The 21,080-nt window shown below is 73.0% G+C and carries 17 protein-coding genes; 12 read left to right on the top strand and 5 right to left on the bottom strand.

Annotated features, from left to right (window positions below; genetic code table 11):
* Window positions 1-22 precede the first annotated feature (22 nt).
* The gene (locus tag V7E45_RS21200) at window positions 23-5,731 is read right to left on the bottom strand and encodes a type I polyketide synthase (RefSeq protein WP_333775772.1); all 5,709 of its coding nucleotides are present in this window, start codon (window positions 5,729-5,731) and stop codon (window positions 23-25) included.
* 11 nt (window positions 5,732-5,742) lie between these two features.
* Window positions 5,743-6,042, bottom strand: a complete 300-nt coding sequence (locus V7E45_RS21195; RefSeq protein ID WP_333775771.1) for an acyl carrier protein — start codon at window positions 6,040-6,042, stop codon at window positions 5,743-5,745.
* Between the two features lie 160 nt (window positions 6,043-6,202).
* Between V7E45_RS21195 and V7E45_RS21190 the strand changes: the two genes are divergently transcribed.
* From V7E45_RS21190 to serS, 12 genes are all read left to right on the top strand, one after another.
* Complete coding sequence (locus tag V7E45_RS21190) at window positions 6,203-7,834, top strand: aldehyde dehydrogenase family protein (RefSeq protein WP_333775770.1); 1,632 nt, start codon at window positions 6,203-6,205, stop codon at window positions 7,832-7,834.
* A 32-nt stretch (window positions 7,835-7,866) separates the two neighbouring features.
* Window positions 7,867-9,009 carry an acyl-CoA dehydrogenase family protein gene (locus tag V7E45_RS21185; protein WP_333775769.1) on the top strand — a complete coding sequence of 381 codons (1,143 nt, stop codon included), beginning with the start codon at window positions 7,867-7,869 and terminating at the stop codon, window positions 9,007-9,009.
* Window positions 9,010-9,123: 114 nt separating this feature from the next.
* Window positions 9,124-10,422 (top strand): aspartate aminotransferase family protein, encoded by a 1,299-nt coding sequence (locus tag V7E45_RS21180; RefSeq protein ID WP_333775768.1) that lies wholly within the window; start codon window positions 9,124-9,126, stop codon window positions 10,420-10,422.
* A gap of 2 nt (window positions 10,423-10,424) precedes the next feature.
* Window positions 10,425-10,907 carry a type II toxin-antitoxin system RatA family toxin gene (locus V7E45_RS21175; protein ID WP_333775767.1) on the top strand — a complete coding sequence of 161 codons (483 nt, stop codon included), beginning with the start codon at window positions 10,425-10,427 and terminating at the stop codon, window positions 10,905-10,907.
* Window positions 10,908-10,927: 20 nt separating this feature from the next.
* Entirely contained in the window at window positions 10,928-11,461 is a 534-nt protein-coding gene (locus tag V7E45_RS21170) for a hypothetical protein (RefSeq protein WP_333775766.1), read from the top strand.
* Window positions 11,458-12,003, top strand: coding sequence for a flavin reductase family protein (locus V7E45_RS21165; RefSeq protein ID WP_133919409.1), 546 nt, complete (start codon window positions 11,458-11,460; stop codon window positions 12,001-12,003). The genes V7E45_RS21170 and V7E45_RS21165 overlap by 4 nt, the downstream gene beginning before the upstream one ends.
* A complete protein-coding gene (locus V7E45_RS21160; protein ID WP_333775765.1) occupies window positions 12,000-12,980 on the top strand; it encodes a VlmB-like protein in 981 nt (326 codons plus the stop codon). Before V7E45_RS21165 ends, V7E45_RS21160 begins: the two co-directional genes overlap by 4 nt.
* Entirely contained in the window at window positions 12,977-13,984 is a 1,008-nt protein-coding gene (locus V7E45_RS21155; RefSeq protein ID WP_133919410.1) for a beta-ketoacyl-ACP synthase III, read from the top strand. The genes V7E45_RS21160 and V7E45_RS21155 overlap by 4 nt, the downstream gene beginning before the upstream one ends.
* Before the next feature lie 67 nt (window positions 13,985-14,051).
* Window positions 14,052-14,282, top strand: a complete 231-nt coding sequence (locus tag V7E45_RS21150) for a phosphopantetheine-binding protein (RefSeq protein ID WP_020942802.1) — start codon at window positions 14,052-14,054, stop codon at window positions 14,280-14,282.
* Window positions 14,282-15,502 carry a beta-ketoacyl-[acyl-carrier-protein] synthase family protein gene (locus V7E45_RS21145; RefSeq protein ID WP_333775764.1) on the top strand — a complete coding sequence of 407 codons (1,221 nt, stop codon included), beginning with the start codon at window positions 14,282-14,284 and terminating at the stop codon, window positions 15,500-15,502. Before V7E45_RS21150 ends, V7E45_RS21145 begins: the two co-directional genes overlap by 1 nt.
* A gap of 107 nt (window positions 15,503-15,609) precedes the next feature.
* The gene (locus V7E45_RS21140) at window positions 15,610-17,094 is read left to right on the top strand and encodes an APC family permease (protein WP_333775763.1); all 1,485 of its coding nucleotides are present in this window, start codon (window positions 15,610-15,612) and stop codon (window positions 17,092-17,094) included.
* The gene (gene serS, locus V7E45_RS21135) at window positions 17,087-18,364 is read left to right on the top strand and encodes a serine--tRNA ligase (RefSeq protein ID WP_333775762.1); all 1,278 of its coding nucleotides are present in this window, start codon (window positions 17,087-17,089) and stop codon (window positions 18,362-18,364) included. The genes V7E45_RS21140 and serS overlap by 8 nt, the downstream gene beginning before the upstream one ends.
* Before the next feature lie 75 nt (window positions 18,365-18,439).
* On the opposite strand, the gene fabI is transcribed toward serS, so the two are convergent.
* The 3 genes from fabI to V7E45_RS21120 are packed head-to-tail and all read right to left on the bottom strand — an operon-like array spanning window position 18,440 to window position 20,932.
* Window positions 18,440-19,207: an enoyl-ACP reductase FabI gene (gene fabI / locus V7E45_RS21130; RefSeq protein ID WP_333775761.1), complete on the bottom strand. Its 768-nt coding sequence runs from the start codon at window positions 19,205-19,207 to the stop codon at window positions 18,440-18,442.
* On the bottom strand, window positions 19,204-19,533 hold the full coding sequence (fdxA, locus tag V7E45_RS21125) for a ferredoxin (RefSeq protein ID WP_333775760.1): 330 nt from the start codon (window positions 19,531-19,533) through the stop codon (window positions 19,204-19,206). The genes fabI and fdxA overlap by 4 nt, the downstream gene beginning before the upstream one ends.
* A gap of 28 nt (window positions 19,534-19,561) precedes the next feature.
* Window positions 19,562-20,932 carry an MFS transporter gene (locus tag V7E45_RS21120; protein ID WP_333775759.1) on the bottom strand — a complete coding sequence of 457 codons (1,371 nt, stop codon included), beginning with the start codon at window positions 20,930-20,932 and terminating at the stop codon, window positions 19,562-19,564.
* Window positions 20,933-21,080 lie beyond the last annotated feature (148 nt).

Raw genomic sequence — 21,080 nt, 5'->3', positions numbered from 1 at the left:
GTTTCCCGTCCCTTGGGGCTGTTCAGGCCGCCGGCACCGGGCCGAGCTGCCCGTCGACGAACTGGGCCAGCGCGCGGACCGTGGGGTGGTCGTGGGTGAGGGAGGCCGGCAGGGGCAGCCGGAAGGTCTGCTCCAGGGCGGCCTTGACCTGCTGGGCCATCAGGGAGTCGAGGCCCAGCGACACGAACTCGGTGGAGACGTCCAGCTCGTCACCCTCCTCCAGGTGCAGGACGGCGGCGACCTTCTCGCGGACCACGCCGGTGACGGCGGCCAGGCGTTCGGCGGCGGGCAGCGCGGCCAGCGCCTTGAGGTCGAGGCCGGTGCCGTCGTCGTCGGGTGCCTGCCGGGCCAGCCGGTCGAAGAACAGGTCGCCGGTGACGCTGCCCGAGACGTAGCGGTCCCAGTCGAACTCGCCGACGATCCGCTGGGTTCGCGGCCGTCCCCACAGCCGGGCCAGGGTGTCCAGGGCCCGGGTCGGGGAGAAGAAGCGGACGCCGCTGCGTTCGATCTCCTGGCTGAGGTGCTCCTCGAGGCGGGCCGACATACCGACCCGGGCCCAGGCGCCCCAGTTCACCGAGAGCCCCGGCACCCCGCGCCGGCTGCGCCACTCGGCGAGGGCGTCGAGACCGGCGCTCGCGGCGGCGTAGTGGCCCTGGGTGGCGCCGCCGAGGACGGAGGCGATGGAGGAGTAGGTGACGAAGAACTCCAGCTCGGGGAAGGACTCCTCGGCGGCTTCGTGCAGCAGCCAGCCGCCGTACGCCTTCGCCGCGAGCTGGGCGTCGATCGACTCCCAGGTCAGCTCGGAGACCAGCTTCTTGTCGTAGGAGCCGGCGGCGTGCACGATCCCGCCGAGCGGGTACGGGCCGGCCGTGACGTGGCGGACCAGGCGCTGGACGTCCTGGGAGCGCGAGATGTCGGCGCGTACGACGTCGATCTCGGCGTCGGCGGCGAGGTCCGCGAGGACCTCGGAGGCCTCCTCGGTGGCCCGGCCGCTGCGGCTGACCAGGGTCAGGTGCCGGGCGCCGAGGGCGACCAGCTTGCGGGCGGTGACCAGGCCGAGGCCGCCGAGACCGCCGGTGACCAGGTAGGTGCGGTCCGCCCGCAGGCCGGTGGGGCCCTCGTCGGCGGGGTCGCCGCGGTCCTCGGCCGGGTCCTCGGGGAGCGTCACCCAGGCGCGTCCGGCGGGGTCGGCCAGGGCGGTGCGCAGGGCCTCGCCGGTCTCGTCCAGCCGGAAGGCGGGCGCGGTGTCGTCGGAGCCGGTGGCGTGCACGACGGCCACGGCGGGGACGGTGAGGGTGGAGCGGAACGTGCCGTCGTGGCGGACGAGGACCTCGTCGCCGGCCGCGAAGCCGGTGCCGCCGGCGGCGGCGAGGACCGTGCCGCGGGCCAGCCGGCCCAGCAGCGGAGGGGGTTCCTCCTCGGTCCCCTCGGCCCCCTCCTCCTCCGCGCGTTCGGCGCGGCCGGTGTCAAGGGCGGTGCGGGCGTCCTCGGCGGTCAGGCCGACGGCGCGTACCTTGACCTGGACCTCCTCGGCCCCGGGCGCACGGTCGGCGGCCGCGGCGAGCGCCAGGTCGGACAGGTCGCCGGAGTCCGGGGCGCGCAGCTCGAAGCCTCCGGTCCAGGTGAGGGTGGAGTCACCGGCGAGCAGCCGGCGCACGTAGCGGCGGCCGGGGCGGTGGGCGACCTGGTACTCGCCGGCCGGCTCGGCCCGCCACTCCTCGGCGAGCGGGGCGAGGCCGCTGCCCGGGGCGAGGTCCACGAGGGTCGTACGGTACTGCGGGTACTCGGTGAGCAGCACCCGGCCGAAGCCCCACAGGGTGGCCGCGCCGAGGTGGCCGCCGTCGCCGGCCGGGTCGCCGGGCAGCCACTGGGCGCCCTCGGTGACCAGCCAGAGCCGGGGCGGCCGGGACGCGCCGGAGGCGTCCAGCGCGCCGACCAGTGCGAGCAGTTCGCGGTAGTTGTCCTCGCACTCCGCGCGCAGCCGGCCGTCCGACATCGGGGACGGCAGCTGCCGCCAGACCCGGCAGACGTCGGTCACCGTGGGGTCTTCCAGGGCCGCCTTGAGGTCGGTGAGGTCGGGCAGCCAGGTGACCTTCAGGCCGGGCTCGGCGGCGAGTTCGGCGGCCCGGACCGCGGACGGGTCGAGCAGGACCACGTGCCGGGCGGGCGCGTTCTGCCCGTCGGGCAGCGCCCGGCGCACCCAGTCGGGGCGGTGCAGGAACTGGCGGCGGCCGCCGCGGCCCTCGGGCCGGGCCATGCGCACACCCAGCAGTTCGGCGACCGGTTCGCCGTTCTCCAGCAGCAGCACGTCGGCCAGCCGCCGGTCCTGCTCGCCGCGGACCCGGGCGAGGACCCGCAGGTTCTCGCCGCGCGGCTTGCGGAAGTGCCGTACGGAGGTGATCTCGCGGGGCACGAAGACCGGGCCCTCGGGGTCGAGGACGACCAGCGCCTGGACGGCGGCCTCCAGCAGTTCCGCCGGGACGTGCTCGACGGCGGTGGCGTCGCGGCCGGTCAGCTCGCCGGTGACCAGGCCGTCGGCGTGCCGGGCGGCGCGCAGCAGGAGCCGCATGCGGGGGCCCTGGGGGCGGCCGACGGAGGCGAGGTCGGTGTAGATGTCCTCGTCGTCGATGAGCTGGCCGCCCGGGGCGAGGCCGGCGTCCAGCTCGGCCAGTTCGGACACCGGCACCAGGGGTTCGGGGTCGGCGGAGACCACGGCGGTGGCGTGCAGGTTCTCCTCGCCGCCGACGACCGTGAACACCTCCACCTCGGCGCCGCCGCCGGGGCGCGGCCGCCAGCGGGTGGTCAGCGCGATCACGGTCTCGGCGGGCAGCTCCAGCGGGGCGAGCAGCCTGAGGTCGCGGACGGCGGAGCGGGCGTGGCCCTGGACCGCGTCCTGCGCGGCGAGCAGCAGGTCGACGTAGGCGCCGGCGGGCAGGACGGTGCGGCCGCCGTCGGCGAGGTCGGCGAGCGCGCCCAGTTCCTCGGTGGTGAACTCGGCGTTGAACTCGCGCACTCCGCTGGCGAACCGCTCCTCGACGCCGAGCAGCAGGTGCCGTGCGGTGCCGTTCGCGGCGGACTTGCGGGGGGTGACGGAGGGCAGCCAATAGCGCTTGCGCTGGAAGGCGTAGGTGGGCAGGTCCACGCGGGCGGGCGCGGGGTGCCCGGCGTGGTAGTCGGCCCAGGAGACGCCCAGTCCGGCCGCGTAGTAGTCGGCGAGCGCGGTGAGGGTGGTGGCGGTGGTGGTGTCCCGGCGGCGCAGGCTGGCCAGCCACAGGTGGTCCTCGACCGTGACGGCGCGCCGGGCGAGCGCGGTCAGCCCGGCTTGCGGGCCGATCTCGATCAGGGCGTGCCGGCCGCGCTTGGCGACGGCGCGGATGCCGTCGAGGAAGCGCACCGGTTCGCCGATGTGCCGCACCCAGTAGTCGGGGTCGCCGATCTCGCGGAAGCGGGCCAGACGTCCGGTGACGTTGGAGATGATGCTGATCTTCGGCTCGTGGAAGGTGATGCCGTCGAGAGCGGCGCGGAAGTCGTCGTAGACCTCGGCCATCAGCGGGGAGTGGAAGGCGTGCGAGACCTTGAGGCGGTCGACGCGCACTCCCCTGCCCTCCAGGATGCCGACGACCTCGTCGAGCGCTGCCGTGGCACCGGAGACGACCGTCTGGTCGGGGGCGTTGATCCCGGCCAGGGCCAGGTCCGGACGGCCCTCCAGCAGCGGGGCGACCTCCTCGACGGGGGCGGCGACGGCGGCCATGCCGCCCTCGGCGCGCACCGCCTGCATCAGCCGGCCGCGGGCGGCGACCAGCCTGACCGCGTCGGGCAGGCTGAACAGGCCGGCCACGGCGGCGGCGACGACCTCGCCGATGCTGTGCCCGATCAGCACGTTGGGGCGCACGCCCCACGCCATCCACTGCAGGGCGAGCGCGTACTCCAGGGTGAACAGCGCGGGCTGGGTGTACTCGGTGCGGTCGATCGCCCCGGGGTCGTCGGCGGTGCCGAGCAGCAGGTCGCGCACCGAGCCGTCGAGGTGCTGGGCGAACAGCCGGTCGCAGGCGTCCACCTGGGCGCGGAAGACGGGCAGTGCCGCGTAGAGGGCGGCGCCCATGCCGGCGTACTGGGAGCCCTGGCCGGTGAACATGAACGCGGTCTTGCGGATGCCGGTGGGGCCCTCGTGCTCGGCCTCGGCGGTCTTGTCCAGCAGCCGGACGAGGGCGGCGCGGTCGGCGACGGGGGCGGCGACGCGGTAGGGGTGGTGGGTGCGGGTGGTGTTGGCGCTGTGGCACAGCGCGGGCACCGGCAGGTCCGGCCGCTCGTCCAGCAGCCGCCGGTAGTCCGCGGCGAGTTCGCGCAGCGCGGTGGCGTTCTTCGCGGACAGGGTGAACAGCGGTGCGGCGCCGTCCTCGGCGGCCGGGCGGGCGGCCGGCTCGGGGGCCTGTTCCAGCACCACCGCGCCGATGGTCCCGGCGAACCCGAAGCTGTTGACGACCGCGCGCCTGACCTCGGCGTCCCACGGCTCGCAGGCGGTGGGGACCCGCACCGGGTACAGGTCCCAGGGGATGCGGCCCGAGGGGGTGTTGAGGTTGATGTGCGGGTAGATCGTGCCGGAGCGCAGCTGGAGCACGGTCTTGATGACGCCGACGATGCCGGAGGCCGGCTCCATGTGGCCGAGGTTGGTCTTCACCGAACCGACCAGCACCGGGTGGTCCTTGGTGTGGGAGTCGACGAACACGTCGCCGATGGCGCCGAACTCGATGGGGTCGCCGAGCGGGGTGCCGGTGCCGTGCGCCTCGACGTACTGGATGTCCTCGGGCGCGAGGTGGGCGGCGGCCAGGGCAGTGCGGATGACCTTCTCCTGGGCGGGGCCGTTGGGCACGGTCAGGCCGGCGCTGTCGCCGTCCTGGCCGACGGCGGTGCCGCGCACCAGGGCGAGGACGCGGTCGCCGTCGCGCTCGGCGTCGGAGAGCCGCTTGAGGACGACGATGCCGCAGCCCTCGGCGCGCGCGTAGCCGTCGGCGGCTTCGTCGAAGGTCTTGCACTGCCCGTCCGGGGAGAGCATCTGGGCGTTGGAGAACATCACCGGGATGCGCGGGTGGTGCAGGGCGTTGACGCCGCCGCACAGCGCGATGTCGGTCTCGCCGGCGCGCAGGGCGTTGGCCGCGAGGTGCAGCGCGACCAGGGAGGACGAGCAGGCGGTGTCGACGCTCATGCTGGGGCCGCGCCAGCCGAGGAAGTAGGACAGGCGCCCGGACAGCGGGAACATGGTGATGCCGGAGGCGAGGTGGCCGTCGAGTTCCTCGTACGGCAGTGAGTCCAGTTCGAGCGCGTAGTCGATGGAGCTGGCGCCGATGTAGACGCCGCCGTTGCCGCGGCGCAGCGGTGCGGGGTCGATGCCGGCGTGCTCCAGTGCCTGCCAGGCGGTCTCCAGCAGCAGCCGCTGCTGGGGGTCCATGTAGCGGGCCTCCTTCGGGGAGATGTTGAAGAAGGCGGCGTCGAACGTGTCGATGCGGTCCAGGAACCCGCCGGCCGAGGCGTGGATCTTGCCCTTGTCGTCGGGTCCCTCGGGGGTGAACGCGTCGACGTCCCAGCGGTCCCGGGGGATCGGCCGGATTCCGCTGCGGCCCTCCTTCAGGAAGGCGTCGAACTCGTCGGGCGAGCCGCTGCCGCCGGGGAACCGCAGACCGATTCCGACGATCGCGACCGGCTCGGGCGCCTGCTCTGATTCCTTACGCGGCATGGAACGACTCCTCAAGCTTCCTGAATGGCCTGGGTCAGGTGGTCCACGAGATGGGCGATCGTCGGCTCGTTGAAGAGCACGTTGACGTTGATCGACAGATCCAGGAGCTGTTCCAGGCTCTGCCGTATCTCGGTCAGCCGCAGCGAGGTGAGGCCGAGATCGAAGTAGCTGACGTCGACGGGAAGGTCCTCGGCGTCGTCCATGAGCAGGACGGCCCGGAATTTCTCCAGGACGATTGACTCGATCTCTTCGGCGAGTTCACTGCGCGGCAGGTCGCGCAATCGCTCGATCGTGCTGTCGACAGGTGGCATGCGGCCATGCAAGCAGCGCCGGCTGACGCCCCACTGACGGCCCGAGAGCGCTCCCGTGGCCGGATCGGTCCGGTCAGTCACGTGTCAGCGCGGGGTCAGATTCCGCTGTCAGGCTCGCATTGCTTCAAGAAATCCACACGCCATATCCGAAAGGCTGAAGATGCTTCGCGAAGCCGCGCAGGAGGAGAGTGCTGAGGCACCTTCCGGATTGAAGAGTTACGACCTCTACATCGCGGGCAAGGACGTCGCCGGGGACGGGTGGGTCTACACCGTCAGCGGCCGTTCCCTGCTGGAAGACGTTTTCACGAGCGTCAGCCTGAAGCGCACCCTCGAACAGGACCCCGAGTCCGAGGCGGCCCAGCACCCCTATGTCGTCGGGCGGTGCGCGATCGCCGACGACTCCGCCATCGACCTGGCCACCCAGGCGGCCGCCGCGGCCGCCCCCGACTGGGCCGCCGTGCCGCTGGAGCGGCGGATGCGGCTGGGCACCCGGTTCCGCGAGGAACTGATCAAGCACCAGGACGAGTTCCTGCGCATGCTGGTCGCCGAGTCCCACCCCGTGAAGCTGGCCCGCTGGGAGCTGAGCTGCCTGCTGCAGATCTACGCTCCGGGCTCCCTGCGCTGGTACATGAAGCAGATGCGGGTCGAGAAGGAGTACAACGGCCGCAAGCTGATCCTGCACCGCCAGCCCGACGGCGTGGTCGCCTTCAACCCGCCGCAGAACGCCCCGCTGCCGAGCGCCGCCCTGTGCGTGCTGGCGCTGATGGCCGGCAATGCCGTCGTCGTGCGGGCGCCCCGCAGCATCGCGCTGTCCACCATGTGGCTGCTGCGCGACATCGTCGCCCCGCTGCTGGAGGAGATCGACGCGCCGGCCGGTGTGCTCAACGCGGTGTGCTCCAACCCGAAGCAGACCATGGACCGCTGGATCGCGGACCCGCTGATCAACGACATCTTCTACATCGGCGGCAGCCAGGAGGGCCTGCGCTTCGAGCAGCAGTGCGTGGCGCACGGCAAGAAGCCGATCCTCGAACTCGCCGGCAACGACGGCATCGTGGTCTGGAAGGACGCCGACGTGAAGTGGGCGGCCGAGGCCATCACGGAGTCCTTCTACGGCTCGGGCCAGATCTGCATGGTGCCCAACTACGTGCTGGTGCACCCGGAGGTCGCCGAGGCGCTGATCGCCGAGGTGAAGGAGCAGGTCAAGGGCATCAGGCCGGGCCTGCCCGAGGAGGAGGACGTGCTGCTGTCGCCGGTCAGGCGCAGCGAGCGGTTCTTCCGGCTGCTGCGCCAGGCGCTGGACAACGGCGCCGAGCTGGTCACCGGCGGCAACCGCACCGAGGTCGACGGCACGGTCTCCGAGACCGGTGTGTTCCTGCAGCCGACGGTGGTGCGGGTGGACGGCCTGGACCGGGCCCGGACCTACGACGTGGTCCGGGAGGAGACCTTCTTCCCGCTGATCCCGATCGTGGTCCCCGACCGCGACAACGACGACGCGCTCCTGGAGGCGTTCCTCCAGTTCGTCAACAGCAACGACTACGGGCTGCGCAACTCGCTGTGGTCGCGCTCGGACCACGTCATCGAGACGTTCGTGCGCCGGGTCGTCAACGGCGGCCTGCTGAAGGTCAACGACTCCCACATCGGCTTCCTGCCGTACCTGCCGAGCCACGGCGGCACCGGCCGCACCGGCGGCGCGTTCGGCGAGGCCAACTACCCGATGCTCAAGACCTCCCACGTCCAGGGAGTCAGCATCGCCCGCGACGTGAGCCCGTACGACGCGGTCTTCGGCGCCTGACCGCCCGTCCCGAAGTCTCCCGGAGGTTTCCCGTGCGTTCCCTCGATGCTGCCCGGACCGTCTGCGAGCGGTTCCACCCCGGACTGCTCAAGGAGCTGGAGCAGATCCCCTACACCGAGCGGGAGCGGCCCGGCAGCCCGGTGATCGACCTGTTCCGCATCCACGGCGGGGTCGGTCTGCTCATACCCGAGGCCTACGGCGGCCACGGCGCCGCCCCGCTCGAGGCGCTGCGGGTCCAGCTGGCCCTCGGTGCCGTGTCACCGTCCCTGGTCGCGGCCGTGTCCATGCACCACTTCACCGCCGCCATGCTGTACTCGCTGGCGGTCAAGTCCGGCCGGCTCACCGGCGCGCAGACCGAGCTGCTGCACCGGATCGTGCCGGAGCAGCAGGTGATGGCCTCCGGCTGGGCCGAGGGCCGTACCGCGCAGAACATCCTGAAGCCGGCCGTGACCGCGCGTCCGGTCGAGGGCGGGTTCCTGCTGTCCGGCTCGAAGAAGCCGTGCAGCCTGTCCCGTTCCATGAGCCTGCTCACCGCGTCGATCGCCATCCACGGCGAGGAGGGCGGCGAGCCCGAGCTGGCACTCGCCCTGGTGCCCGCCGACGCGCCGGGCATGTCGGTGCACGACTTCTGGGGCAACGACCTGCTGGCCGGCGCCGAGAGCGAAGAGGTCCGCCTGGAGGACGTGTTCGTCCCCGCCGACATGGTCGTCCGGGCCGGCGCCGACGACCCGACGCGCCTCGACGACCTCCAGTCGGCCGGGTTCGTCTGGTTCGAGATGCTGATCTCCGCCGGTTACGCGGGCGGTGCCGCCGCCCTGGTGGAGCAGGTGCTGGAGCGCAAGCGCGGCAGTGTCGAGGAGCGGGCCGCGCTCGCCGTCGACATGGAGTCCGCGCTCGCCCTGCTGGAGGGCGTGGCCCGCGGCACCGGTGCCGAGCCCGGCGACGAGGAGTCGGTGGCCCGGGTGCTGGTCGCCCGGTACGCGGTGCAGAACGCGCTGCCGGACATCGTCGGACGGGCCCTGGAGCTGCTGGGCGGGCTGGAGTTCATCAACAACCCGGCCAGTGCGCAGGTCGCTGCCGCGACACGTGCCCTGGCCTTCCACCCGCCGTCTCGTATCGCTGCCGCGGAGCCGCTTCTCACGTACTTCGGCGGAGGGCCGCTGGTCCTGGCGTAGAGCTCGGCCGGCAGAGCCGAGTGGGCGACTGCGGGCCGCCTTGGCCGGTCGCGCAGTTCCCCGCGCCCCTTCGGGGGCGCTTCCCCCCACCCGACCTTTTGGAGTGAGCCACACGTGACCGTCATCCAGGACTCGCCGGCGCCGGCGACCGCCGTCGACGACGAGGCGGAGATCCTCAACCTGTACCGGGCCCACCTGAGCAAGGGCCGGGCCACGCTCGCCGAGCTGTTCGGCAGCCACATGGAGGTGGCGTCCGAGGGCGCCTGGCTCACCACCAGCGACGGTGAGCGCTTCCTGAACGCGGGCGGCTACGGCGTGTTCATCATGGGTGCCCGCCACCCGATCGTGATGGAGGAGGTGGAGCGCCAGCTGCGCACCCACCCCACCGCGACCCGCATCCTGCTGGAGCCCACGGTGGCGCGCGCCGCCGAGGCGCTGGTCTCCGTGCTGCCGGCCGGTCTGGACCGCGTGCACTTCGCGCTGTCCGGCGCCGAGGCGGTGGAGACCGGTCTGAAGCTGGCCCGCGCGGGCGGCTTCAAGCGGACCGTCTCGATGCGCGGCGGCTACCACGGCAAGACCCTGGGCGCGCTGTCGGCCACCGCGAAGGACGTCTACCAGGCGCCGTTCCGCCCGCTCGTCCCGGACTTCCAGCACCTGCCGTTCGGTGACGCCGACGCGCTGGAGGCCGAACTGCGCGCCCACCCGGGCGAGCTGTGCGTGATCCTGGAGCCGGTACAGGGCGAGGGCGGCGTGATCATCCCGCCCCGCGGCTACCTCAAGCGGGTCGAGGAGCTGGTCCGCGAGTACGAGGGCTTCCTGATCCTCGACGAGGTGCAGTCCGGCTTCGGACGCCTCGGCGAGTGGTGGGGCGCCGACATCGAGGGCGTCGTCCCGGACGTCCTGCTCACCGGCAAGGCGCTCGGCGGCGGTGTGATGCCGGTGTCGGCGGCCGTCGCCACCCGCAAGGCGTTCCGCCCCTTCGACAAGGACCCCTACGTCCACACCGCCACCTTCTCCGGCCAGCCGGTGCTGATGGCGGCGGTGCAGGGCGCGATCCGGGCCGTCAAGGAGGAGCGCCTGGTGACCCGGGCCATGGACCTCGGCGCCCGGCTGCTGCCGCGGATCGCGGAGGTCGCCCACCGCAACATCCCCGAGCTGGTGGTGGACGTGCGCGGCCGGGGGCTGCTCATCGGCGTGGAGCTGGTCGAGGCGGGCCTCGCCGGCGAGCTGCTGATCGAACTGTTCAACCACGGCGTGGTCGCCAACCACTCCATGAACGGCAGCTCGGTGGTGCGGTTCACGCCGCCCGCCGTGCTGGACGACACCGACGTGGACTTCCTCGTCAACTCCTTCGACCTGGCCACCCGCGACCTGATCAAGGGCGCGGCCAAGATGCCGGAAGGCGGTAACTGATCGTGCGGCACGTCGAACTCGATGCCCTGATACCCGCGGAGCAGGCCGAAACGGTCCTGCACGCCGTACGACGCTGGGAGAGGTACCCCGACCTCGCACCCCACGTCAACGCGACCACCGTGCACACCTCCTACCCCGAGCCGAACCCCTCCTCCAGCTGGGAGCTGCACTTCCGCAGCGGCCTGCTGCGCTGGACGGAGGACGACACCGTACTGCCGGAGAGCGGGGAGATCCGCTTCGAGCAGTCCGACGGCGACTTCGACTCCTTCACCGGGACCTGGACCTTCCGGCAGACCGGGCAGGACGTCGCCGTCCGCTTCGACGCCGACTTCGACTTCGGCATCCCGAGCCTGGAGGGCATCCTCGACCCGATCGCCGAGCGGGTCATCAAGGAGACGGTCGCCTGGGCGCTGACGGGCCTGTACCCGGCCGTGCGCATCCAGGGCGGGATCGAGCTCACCGAGCCCGCCGCCGTCGGCGCCTAGGGATCGCCGAGGAGCTGACCATGGACCAGGCGAACCCCTTCGAGACACCCCGCACGTACTCGCTGCACCGCGCCGAGTACCTGGTGGGCCTCGCCGTCACCACCGGCATGATCGTCTACCACTTCGGCGACATCCGCTGGCTGCCGGCGCTCGGACTCTTCCTCTACATCGACCTGATCGGCTACATCCCCGGTGCCATCGCGTTCAAGAAGAGCGGCGGCCGGCCGATCCACAAGGCGTACTACGTCCTCTACAACGTCATGCACAGCCTCATCACGCAGGGCGCGGTGGCCGCGCTGTGGTGCTGGCTGGTCAAGCCGGAGTGGGCGCTGCTGGTGCTGCCGTTCCACCTGTTCGGCGACCGCGGCCTGTTCGGCAACTTCATGAAGTCCTTCGCCCTGCCCTTCGAGCCGGTGCGCCAGGAGGGCTACCTGCGGCTGCTGGACGACCTGGGCCTGCCCCACCCCAAGCCGGTGGGGCACGCGATGGACCCGGTGCCGGTCGGGCACGTCCCGGCGCGGACGGCCGTACGGGAGACGGAGGCCGTGCGATGACCACCGCCACGGACGTACGCCGTCCGGTCCGGCAGGACCCGGCCGAACGCCGCCGGGCGCTGTACCACCTGGCATCGCCGGTGTCGGTGCTCACCACCGGCCCCGAGGACCGGACGCACGGCACCACCGCGAGCACGGTGACCCTGGTCTCGCGCTCGCCCCTGCTGGTCGGGGTCGTCCTGCGGGCGGGGTCGTCCTTCGCCCGGCTGGCCGCCGCCGAGGGCCGGTTCGCGATCAACGTGCTCGGCGGCGACCAGGCCGACGTGGCCCGGCGGTTCGCCGACAGCGGCCGGCCGGACGGCGACGCGGCCTTCGCGGGCCTGGCCTGGACGGCGGACCGGTACGCGCACGCCCCGCTGATCGCGGGCGCGCTCGCCCACTACGTCTGCCGGTTCCACTCCGCGCACGCGGCCGGCGACAGCGAACTGCTGCTCGGACACGTGGTGCGGGCCACCGCGGACGACGGGCTCCCCCTGTTCAGTTACGCCGGCGGGCTGTACGCCGGCTCCCTGCGCCCGGCGAAGGAGGCCGCCGCATCATGACCGCACCCGTAGCTCCGGAGGCGGACTGGGACAAGGCGCCCGGTCTGCTGGACGGCGCGAAGGAACTCACCCTCGGCCCCGAGGAGTGCGACCTCGCCTACTGGATCACCTCGGTGGCCCAGGGCACCCTGCGCGACCGCGGGGTCACCGGCCACCACGAGAACGCGGTCACGCCCGCCTTCCTCAAGGCGCCCGGCCCGCTGCGCGAGGCGCTGGTGCTGGAGTTCGGCTTCCGGGCGCTGGCGGAGGAGCTGGCCACCCGGCTGCTCGGCCACTACGTGTCGATCGCGCCCGGCATCCCCGAGATGGAGTTCTACGCCACCCAGCTCATCGACGAGGCCCGGCACGCCCGGGTGTTCCGCCAGCACCTGGTGGAGCTGGGCATCCCGGCGAGCACCCTGCTCAGGGACATCGAGGACATGGCGAGGGACTACCGCAAGCGGGTCCTCGACCCGGTGGTGGACTTCACCCTGGACATCGTCCGCGACCAGGCCGACTTCCCCGGCGGGGTCGCCGTGTTCGCCATCATCATCGAGGGCGTGCTCGCCCCGGCGGCCGAGCTGAGCGAGCGCAAGTGGACCCCGCTGTCCCCGGCGACCGGCGAGATCTCGCGGGGCACCGCGATCGACGAGATCCGCCACCTCACCGTGGCCAGCACCATCCTGCGCGACCACGTGGCCCGGCACCCCGAATACACGCCGCGGCTGCTGGAGATCCTGCGCTCGGGCGTGAAGCTGTGGGACGAGATCCCGGACCGGGAGTTCGTCATCCACCGCGAGGAGCTGTTCCAGCAGGGCATGGCCGAGCACGCCGACAAGATCGGCGACTACGAGGTCTGGCCGGGCGTGCGGCTCCTGGACACCACCGCCGAGCAGCGCTACGACATGGCCGAGCGGTGGACCGACGAGATGGCCGAGGTCCGCATGGAGTACATGGGCCTGCCGGTCGAGGTGCTCTCCTCGGAGACCGGCGCATGAGCACCGGCCGGGCCGCGGTCGTCACCGGCATCGGGTCGTACGTCCCGCCCAACGTGGTGACCAACGACGACCTGGCCGAACGGCTCGACACCTCCGACGCCTGGATCAGGTCGCGCACCGGGATCGCCGAGCGCAACTTCATCACCCCGGGCACCTCCACCGGCGACCTCGCGGTGGAGGCGGGCCTGAGGGCGCTGAAGTCGGCGGGCGACGAGCGGGTCGGGGCGGTGGTGCTGGCCACCACCACTCCCGACCAGCCCTGCCCGGCGACCGCGCCGCAGGTGGCAGCCCGGCTCGGGCTCGGGCAGGTGCCCGCCTTCGACGTGGCGGCCGTCTGCTCGGGGTTCCCGTACGGCCTGGCGTCGGCCGCGGGGCTCATCGCGGCCGGCATCACCGACCGGGTGCTGCTGATCGCGGCGGACGCCTTCACCACGATCATCAACCCCGCGGACCGCACCACCGCGGTGATCTTCGCGGACGGCGCGGGCGCGGTGGTGCTGCGGGCCGGCGACGCCGGGGAGCCCGGGGCGATCGGCCCGCTGGTGCTCGGCAGCGACGGCGAGCTGAGCCATCTGATCGAGGTGCCGGCGGGCGGCTCGCGGCAGCGTTCCAGCGACCGGCCGGTCGACCCGGAGGACCACTACTTCCGGATGCTCGGCCGGGACACCTACCGGCACGCGGTGGAGCGCATGACCGCCGCGTCCACCGAGGCCGCCGAGCGGGCCGGGTGGCGTCTCGACGACGTCGACCGGTTCGTGGCCCACCAGGCCAACGCCCGGATCCTGGAAGCCGTCTCGGACCGGCTCGGCATCCCCGCCGAGCGGCAGTTGAGCAACATCGCGCGGGTCGGCAACACCGGCGCCGCCTCGATCCCGCTGCTGCTCGCCGAGGCCACCGCCGAGGGCCGGCTCGCGGCGGGCCACCGGGTGCTGCTGACCGCGTTCGGCGGCGGCCTGTCCTGGGGCGCCACGACCGTCGTCTGGCCGGAGCTGCAGACAACCTGACCGACCGTCAGTCACTCATATCGATTCAGCGGTGCGCGCGGCGCGTACACCCTCGAAAGGAACCGACATGCTGGAGCAGCTGAAGGAAATCCTGTCCAACAAGCTCAAGGTGTCGCCCGAGTCCATCACTCCGGAGGCCACCAGGGAGGACATCGAGCTGGACTCGCTGGCCGTGGTGGAGCTGTCGCTGCTGCTGAAGTCCGAGCTGGACCTGGACATCAGCGACGACGATCTCCTGGAGGCCGAGACCGTGGGCGACATGGTCCGGCTGATGGAGGAGCGGAGCGCGAAGGTCTGATGGCCGGGATGGACATCGCCGTCACCGGGCTCGGCCTGGTCACCCCGGGCGGTATCGGGGTCGGGCCGAGCTGGGCGGCGGTCTGCGACGGCAGGCCGGCCGCCGCCCTCGATCCGGTATTGGCGGACAACCCTGTACAGATCTCCTGCCGGGTGCCCGGCTTCGACCCCGAGACCTTGCTGAGCGCGCGACGCGCGCACCGCCTGGACCGGTTCGTCCAGTTCGCGCTGGTCGCCGCGCACGAAGCGGTGGCCGACGCGGGCCTCGACCCGCAGACCTGGGACGGCGCGCGGGTGGGTGTGGTGCTGGGCTGCGCCGACGGCGGGCCCGGCACGGTCGAGGAACAGCACCATGTGCTGCGCGAGCAGGGCGCCGACCGGGTGTCGCCGCTGCTGCTGCCCATGCAGCTGCCGAACATGCTGGCCGGTCAGACGGCCATCGAGTTCGGGGCGACCGGGCCCAACCTGGTGGTGGCCACCGCCTGCGCCTCGGGCGCGACCGCCATCGGCACGGCCCGTGACCTGCTCGTGCTCGGTCGCTGCGACATCGTCCTGGCGGGCGGCAGCGAGGCCATGATCACTCCGCTGGTGATGGCCGGGTTCGCGCAGATGGGCGCCCTGTCCAAGCGGCACGACGACCCGGCGTCCGCCTCCCGTCCGTTCGACGTGGACCGGGACGGTTTCGTCGCCGGGGAGGGCGCCGGAATCCTCGTGATGGAACGCGTCGCGGACGCCCGCGCCCGGGGCGCGCACGTCCACGGCCGGATCATCGGGTACGGGGCGACCGCCGACGCGCACCACATGACGTCGCCGCACCCCGACGGTGCCGGCATCGAAGCCGCCGTGCGGGCGGCCCTCGCCGACGCGGGAGCCGATCCGGACGACGTGCAGCACGTCAACGCCCATGGGACTTCGACCCCGTTGAACGATCTGTCGGAGGCCCGCATGATCCAGCGGACCCTGCGCGGGGACCCGCTGGTCACCTCCACGAAGGGAGTCACCGGTCATCTGCTGGGCGCCGCCGGCGCGGTCGAGGCCGCGTTCGCCGTGCTCAGCGTGGAGCACGAACTGATCCCGCCTGTCGCCAACCTGGTCATGCCCGATCCCCGGATCGAGGTCAAGCTGGCCCAGACCGCCACCGACATGCCGATCGACCTGGCACTGAGCAACTCGCTGGGTTTCGGTGGGCAGAACACGTCGCTCGCGATCGCGCCCGCCTAGCCCGCGCCCCTGTGGGGCGCCTCGACAGCCGTCCGCTGAGCATCCTCCGCGGGCGGCTGTTCTCCGTCCCCCTCCCCCTGTCCGCCCTGTTTGCTCTGGAGTTCCCCATGTCCACCAGTGGTTCCCCACCCCAGTCCGGACGGCTCGGTACCGGGCACATCCTCTTCCTGATCGTCGCGGCCGCGGCCCCGCTCTCCGCCATGGTCGGCACCGTCCCCCTCGCCTTCGCCTTCGGCGACGGAGCGGGCGTCCCCGCGGCCTTCCTGTTCGCCGGGGTCACCCTGCTGTGCTTCTCGGTCGGTTACGCGGTCAGCGCCCGCCGTACCGGGGGTTCCGGCGGGTTCTACGCCTCCGTCGCCGACGGACTCGGCCGGCCGCCCGCGGTGGCCGCCGGCTACGTCGCGCTGCTCTCCTACAACTGCGCGACCATCGGCCTCGCGGGCGCGCTCGGCTACTTCACCCAGCTGGTGCTGGCCGCCCACGGCCTGACGGTGTCCTGGGAGTGGTGCGCGGCCGTCGGCCTGCTGCTCACCGCCGTGCTCGGCTACCGGGAGATCGCGCTCAGCGCCCGGGTGCTGGCCCTGCTGATGCTCGGCGAGATCGGCGTCCTGGCCGCCCTGGACGTGGCGATCCTCGCCCGGCACGGCCTGCACGCCCTGCCCGCCACGTCCTTCTCCCCGCACACCGCGGCCGGGCACGGGGCCGGCGTCTCGCTGATGTTCGCGTTCGTCTCCTTCATCGGCTTCGAGTCGGCCGCCCTGTACGGCAAGGAGGCCAGGGACCCGCGGCGCAGCGTGCCCCGCGCCACCTACGCGGCCGTCACCCTGATCGCCGGCTTCTACGCCCTGACCAGCTGGCTGGCCGTCGGCGCGGTCGGCAGCGACCGGGTGCGCGAGGTCGCCGGCAAGCAGATGGGCGACCTGTTCTTCGTCCTCGGCGACGACTTCCTGGGCAAGGCGGGCAGCACCGGGCTGCAGATCCTGCTGTGCACCAGCCTGTTCGCGGCGACGCTGGCCCTGCACAGCGCGGCCAACCGCTACGCCCAGGTCCTCGCCGAGGACGGCCTGCTGCCGGGCGGGCTGGCCGCGGAGCACCCGAGGCACCGCTCCCCGCACCGGGCGAGCCTCGCGCAGAGCGCCCTGACCGCGGTGGTCGTGGGCGGTTTCGCGGTGGCCGGTCTCGACCCGTACGCCGACCTGACCACCAGCATGCTGGGCCTCGGCACCCTGGGCATCGTCGCCCTCCAGGCGCTGGCCGCGCTGTCGGTGCTCGGGCTGCGGCTGCGGCGGAGCGGGGGCGGCGGCCACTGGTGGCGGGAGGTCGTCGCCCCGCTGCTGGGCTTCCTGGGCCTGGCCGCCTCGGTGTGGCTGGTGGTCGGCAACTTCGACATGCTCACCGGCTCGCCGTCCGAGGTCATCGCCGCCCTGCCCTGGCTGCTGCCGCTGGTCGCGGCGGGCGGCCTGCTGTACGCCGCCCGGCTGCGCGCCGCCCGGCCCGCCCGCTACGCCCTGCTCGGCACCCGGCACACCACGACCGCGGCGCCGGACCCCGGCCCGGCCGCCCCCGCTCTGTCAGGAGACCGCCATGCATGACCCGAACGAGCTGATCGAGGCCGGTCCCGAGGCGGTACGCCGCCTGGCCCGCCGCCGCTACGACCTCGACCTGGAGGCCGTGAGCGGCGCCCTGCGGGACCGCTCGGCCTCGCAGGCCGAGGTGACCCGGCTGCGCACCGAACTGAACCGCACCGCCAAGGCCCGCCGCTCGGGCCCGCCGACCGAGGCGGAGAAGGAGGCGGCGCGGGCGCTGCGCGCCGAGGTGCAGCAGGCTGAGGGCGCCGCCCGCACGGCCGCCGGGGCGCTGACCGAGCTGCTGCTGGGCATCCCCAACCTGCCGCTGGACTCCGTGCCGGACGGCGACTCGGAGAAGGAGGCGGTGGAGGTCCGGCGGGGCGGGCCCGCCCCGCGCGCGGCGGACGGCGCCCGCCACCACGCGGAGATCGGGGAGGCGCTCGGCATCCTCGACTCCCCCGCCGCGGCCCGGCTCTCCGGTGCCCGGTTCAGCGTGTCCCACGGGGCCGGGGCGCGGCTCGAGCGGGCCCTCGGCGACTTCTTCCTCGACCTGCACACCCGCGAGCACGGGTACACCGAGCAGTCGGTGCCGTTCCTGGTCGGCCGCGACACGATGACGGGGACCGGGCAGCTGCCCAAGTTCGAGGAGGACCTGTTCCGCACCCAGGTCGGCGACCGGGAGCTGTTCCTGATCCCGACCGCCGAGGTGCCGCTGACCAACCTGGTGGCCGGGCAGCTCCTGGACGCGCGGAAGCTGCCGTACGCGTTCACCGCCCGTACCCCCTGCTTCCGCGCGGAGGCGGGGGCGTACGGCCGGGACACCCGGGGCGTGCTGCGGCTGCACCAGTTCGAGAAGGTGGAGCTGGTGCGGATCTGCGCGCCCGAGGTGGCGCAGGAGCAGCTGGCGCTGATGGTCGCGCACGCCGAGGAGTGCCTGCGCCGGCTCGAACTGTCCTTCCGCACGGTGCTGCTGCCCGCAGGAGACATGGGCTTCTCGGCGCGGATGACGTACGACATCGAGGTGTGGCTGCCCGGCGGCGGCGCGTACCGGGAGATCTCCTCGGTGTCCGACTGCGGGACCTTCCAGGCCCGCCGGGCCGACATCCGGGTCAAGCGGCCCGACGGCCGCAAGACGCCGGCGGCCACGCTCAACGGCTCGGCCCTGCCGATCGGCCGCACGGTGGCCGCGCTGCTGGAGCAGGGGGTGCGGGACGACGGGTCCGTGGTGCTGCCCGACGCGCTGGTGCCGTACACCGGGTTCCGGCGGATCCTGCCGGGCGGCGGGACCGAGTAGCCGGCTCCCGGCCCGGGACGGAAGAAGGGGCGGGAGCCGAGGTGAGGACCTCGGCTCCCGCCCCTTCGCGGTGTCTCACGCGCCCATCATGTGCACCCCGCCGTCCACGTGGACGATCTCGCCGGTGGTGCGCGGGAAGAAGTCCGACAGCAGGGCGACGACCCCGCGGGCGGCCGGGTCCGGGTCGGCGAGGTCCCAGCCGGCCGGGGCCCGTTCGGTTTCCCAGACGTCGGCGAGCTGCGAGAAGCCCGGGATGGACTTGGCGGCCATGGAGCGCAGCGGGCCGGCCGCGACGAGGTTGCAGCGGATGCCGCGGCCGCCGAGGTCGCGGGCGAGGTAGCGGCTGGTGGCCTCCAGGGCGGCCTTGGCGACGCCCATCCAGTCGTAGTGCGGCCAGGCGACGGCCGCGTCGAAGGTGAGGCCGACGACCGAGCCGCCGCGCCGCTCCAGCAGCGGCAGGCAGGCCGTCGTGAGGGACTTCAGCGAGTACGCCGAGACCTGCACGGCCGTCGAGACGTCGTCCCAGGTGCCGTCCAGGAACGAGAAGGCGCCCTGGGGGCCGTAGGCGATGGAGTGCACGACGCCGTCGAGGGAGTCGACGTGCTCGCCGATCCGCCCGGCCAGGGACGCCAGTTGGTCCTTGTCGGTGACGTCCAGTTCGATCACCGGGGCGGGCTTGGGCAGGCGGGCGGCGATGCGCTCGATGAGGGTGAGTCGGCCGAAGCCGGTCAGCAGGACCTCGGCCCCCTCCTCCTGGGCGATCCGGGCCACGTGGAAGGCGATGGAGGCGTCCGTGACGACCCCGGTCACCAGGACGCGCTTGCCGGCGAGGATGCCGCTCATGCCACCGTCACCCCCTTGGGCAGGGCGCCCACCAGCGGGGAGTCGTGGTCCTGGGGGCCGAGGGCGCTGCCGCCGCCGGGCGAGCCGAGGCCGGCGAAGAAGGCGGCGTTGGAGGCCGCGTGGTCGTCGCCCCACTCCTCGGGCATGTCGTCCTCGAAGTAGATGGCGTCGACCGGGCACACCGGTTCGCAGGCGCCGCAGTCCACGCATTCCTCCGGATGGATGTACAGGGCGCGGCGGCCCTCGTAGATGCAGTCCACGGGGCACTCCTCGATGCAGGAGCGGTCCTTGACGTCGACGCAGGGCAGTCCGATGACGTAGGCCATGCTCAACTCCTCGTATTGTCGGCCGGGTTCACTTGAGTGGGGTGCCGGTGGTGCGCTCGCCCAGGGTCAGCACGGTGACGGCCAGGACGGCCATGGCGGCGGCGATGACACCGAACAGGGCGCCGGTGCCGTGCGTGTCCAGCACCGGCAGCAGCACGAACGGCAGTGCGGCGGCGCTGAGTTTGGACAGCGAGTAGGCGGCGCCCGAGGCGGTGGCGCGGATCGCGGTGGGGTACTGCTCGGACAGGTACACGTGCGAGACGCTGGAGAAGACGTTGCTGAACAGGGTGTAGGCGAAGCCGCAGGCGACGATCGTCGCGGCCGAGTCCGCGTAGCCGAAGCCGAGTCCGGCGAGCATCATCGCGGCCGCCGAGAGGGCGACCAGGGTGCGCCGTTCGACGCGGTCGACCACGGGCAGGGCGAGGGCGGAGCCCACCGGGTAGCCCAGGAAGGACAGGGCGGTGAAGCCGAGGCCCGCCACGATGCCGTAGCCCTTGGCGGCGACGATCTGCGGGGCGAGGGTGCCGAAGCCGTAGTAGCCGACGACGGAGAGCACGCAGAACAGCCACAGGACGAGCGTGCGGCGGAGCATGCCCGGGCGCAGGACGTCCCGCAGCCGGGCGTGCGGGCCGACCGCGTCGGGCTCGGCCGGTGCGGGGGCCTCCAGGGGCAGGCCGCGGCCCGCCGCCTCCGCCTCCATCCGGGCCACCAGGTGCTCCGCCTCCGCGGTCCGCCCCGCCGCGGCCAGCCAGCGCGGGGACTCGATGAGCTGCCGGCGCAGGATCCACACCACGGCCGAGCCGAGCGCGCCGAGCACGAACAGCCAGCGCCAGCCGGCCACGCCCAGCGGGGTCAGCGGCACCAGCCACAGGGCGGCGAAGCCGACGGCGGGGACCCCGCAGAAGGCGAGGGTGTAGGCCCAGGCGATGAACCGGCCGCGCTTGCGGGCCGGCAGCACGTCGGCCAGGTAGCAGTCGGACAGGGCCTGTTCGGCGCCGATGCCGACCCCGGCGAGGAAGCGGGTGACGATCAGCCAGCCGGCGTTCGGGGAGAACGCGCCGAGGAGCGAGAACACCGAGTAGATGGCGAGGTTGATCAGGAAGGCCCGGCGCCGGCCGAACCGGTCGGCGATCCGGCCGAGCGTCAGGGAACCGATGAACTGGCCGACGAACACGGAGGCCAGGACGAGTTTGAGCGAGGTGGCGCCGAAGCCGAAGTCGCTCTGCAGCACCTTGCCGATGGTGCCCGACAGGTTGTTCTCGAAGGTGTCGAAGAACAGGCCGACGCCGATGACCGCGGTGAGTCTTCGGTGCAGGGGAGTGATCGGCATGCGGTCCAGGCGGACCCCGATCGAGGCCGGGGCGGTGACTCCGCCCGCCGCCGCGGTGGTCTGGGACATGGGGCTGGCTCCTTTGGGGACTTCCGTGCGAACTCTTGCGTCGCTCCCGGGAAGGAACCGCCCGGGCCACCGCGGGGCCGGGCGCGCGGCCCGGGCCCGCGGCGGCCCGGGCGTGCGGCCCGGGGGCCGGGTGTGGGGGTGTCGGGTG

It is taken from the genome of Streptomyces sp. IBSBF 3136, from assembly GCF_036815105.1.
GTDB lineage: Bacteria > Actinomycetota > Actinomycetes > Streptomycetales > Streptomycetaceae > Streptomyces.
This window is presented reverse-complemented; position numbering and strand designations above follow the sequence as displayed.

What these genes read in the sequence shown, in the direction of transcription:
- V7E45_RS21200 (WP_333775772.1), bottom strand. Translation starts at nt 5,731, where the DNA reads ATGCCGCGTAAGGAATCAGAGCAGGCGCCCGAGCCGGTCGCGATCGTC.
- V7E45_RS21195 (WP_333775771.1), bottom strand. Translation starts at nt 6,042, where the DNA reads ATGCCACCTGTCGACAGCACGATCGAGCGATTGCGCGACCTGCCGCGC.
- V7E45_RS21190 (WP_333775770.1), top strand. Translation starts at nt 6,203, where the DNA reads ATGCTTCGCGAAGCCGCGCAGGAGGAGAGTGCTGAGGCACCTTCCGGA.
- V7E45_RS21170 (WP_333775766.1), top strand. Translation starts at nt 10,928, where the DNA reads ATGGACCAGGCGAACCCCTTCGAGACACCCCGCACGTACTCGCTGCAC.
- V7E45_RS21165 (WP_133919409.1), top strand. Translation starts at nt 11,458, where the DNA reads ATGACCACCGCCACGGACGTACGCCGTCCGGTCCGGCAGGACCCGGCC.
- V7E45_RS21160 (WP_333775765.1), top strand. Translation starts at nt 12,000, where the DNA reads ATGACCGCACCCGTAGCTCCGGAGGCGGACTGGGACAAGGCGCCCGGT.
- V7E45_RS21155 (WP_133919410.1), top strand. Translation starts at nt 12,977, where the DNA reads ATGAGCACCGGCCGGGCCGCGGTCGTCACCGGCATCGGGTCGTACGTC.
- V7E45_RS21150 (WP_020942802.1), top strand. Translation starts at nt 14,052, where the DNA reads ATGCTGGAGCAGCTGAAGGAAATCCTGTCCAACAAGCTCAAGGTGTCG.
- V7E45_RS21145 (WP_333775764.1), top strand. Translation starts at nt 14,282, where the DNA reads ATGGCCGGGATGGACATCGCCGTCACCGGGCTCGGCCTGGTCACCCCG.
- V7E45_RS21140 (WP_333775763.1), top strand. Translation starts at nt 15,610, where the DNA reads ATGTCCACCAGTGGTTCCCCACCCCAGTCCGGACGGCTCGGTACCGGG.
- serS (WP_333775762.1), top strand. Translation starts at nt 17,087, where the DNA reads ATGCATGACCCGAACGAGCTGATCGAGGCCGGTCCCGAGGCGGTACGC.
- fabI (WP_333775761.1), bottom strand. Translation starts at nt 19,207, where the DNA reads ATGAGCGGCATCCTCGCCGGCAAGCGCGTCCTGGTGACCGGGGTCGTC.
- fdxA (WP_333775760.1), bottom strand. Translation starts at nt 19,533, where the DNA reads ATGGCCTACGTCATCGGACTGCCCTGCGTCGACGTCAAGGACCGCTCC.
- V7E45_RS21120 (WP_333775759.1), bottom strand. Translation starts at nt 20,932, where the DNA reads ATGTCCCAGACCACCGCGGCGGCGGGCGGAGTCACCGCCCCGGCCTCG.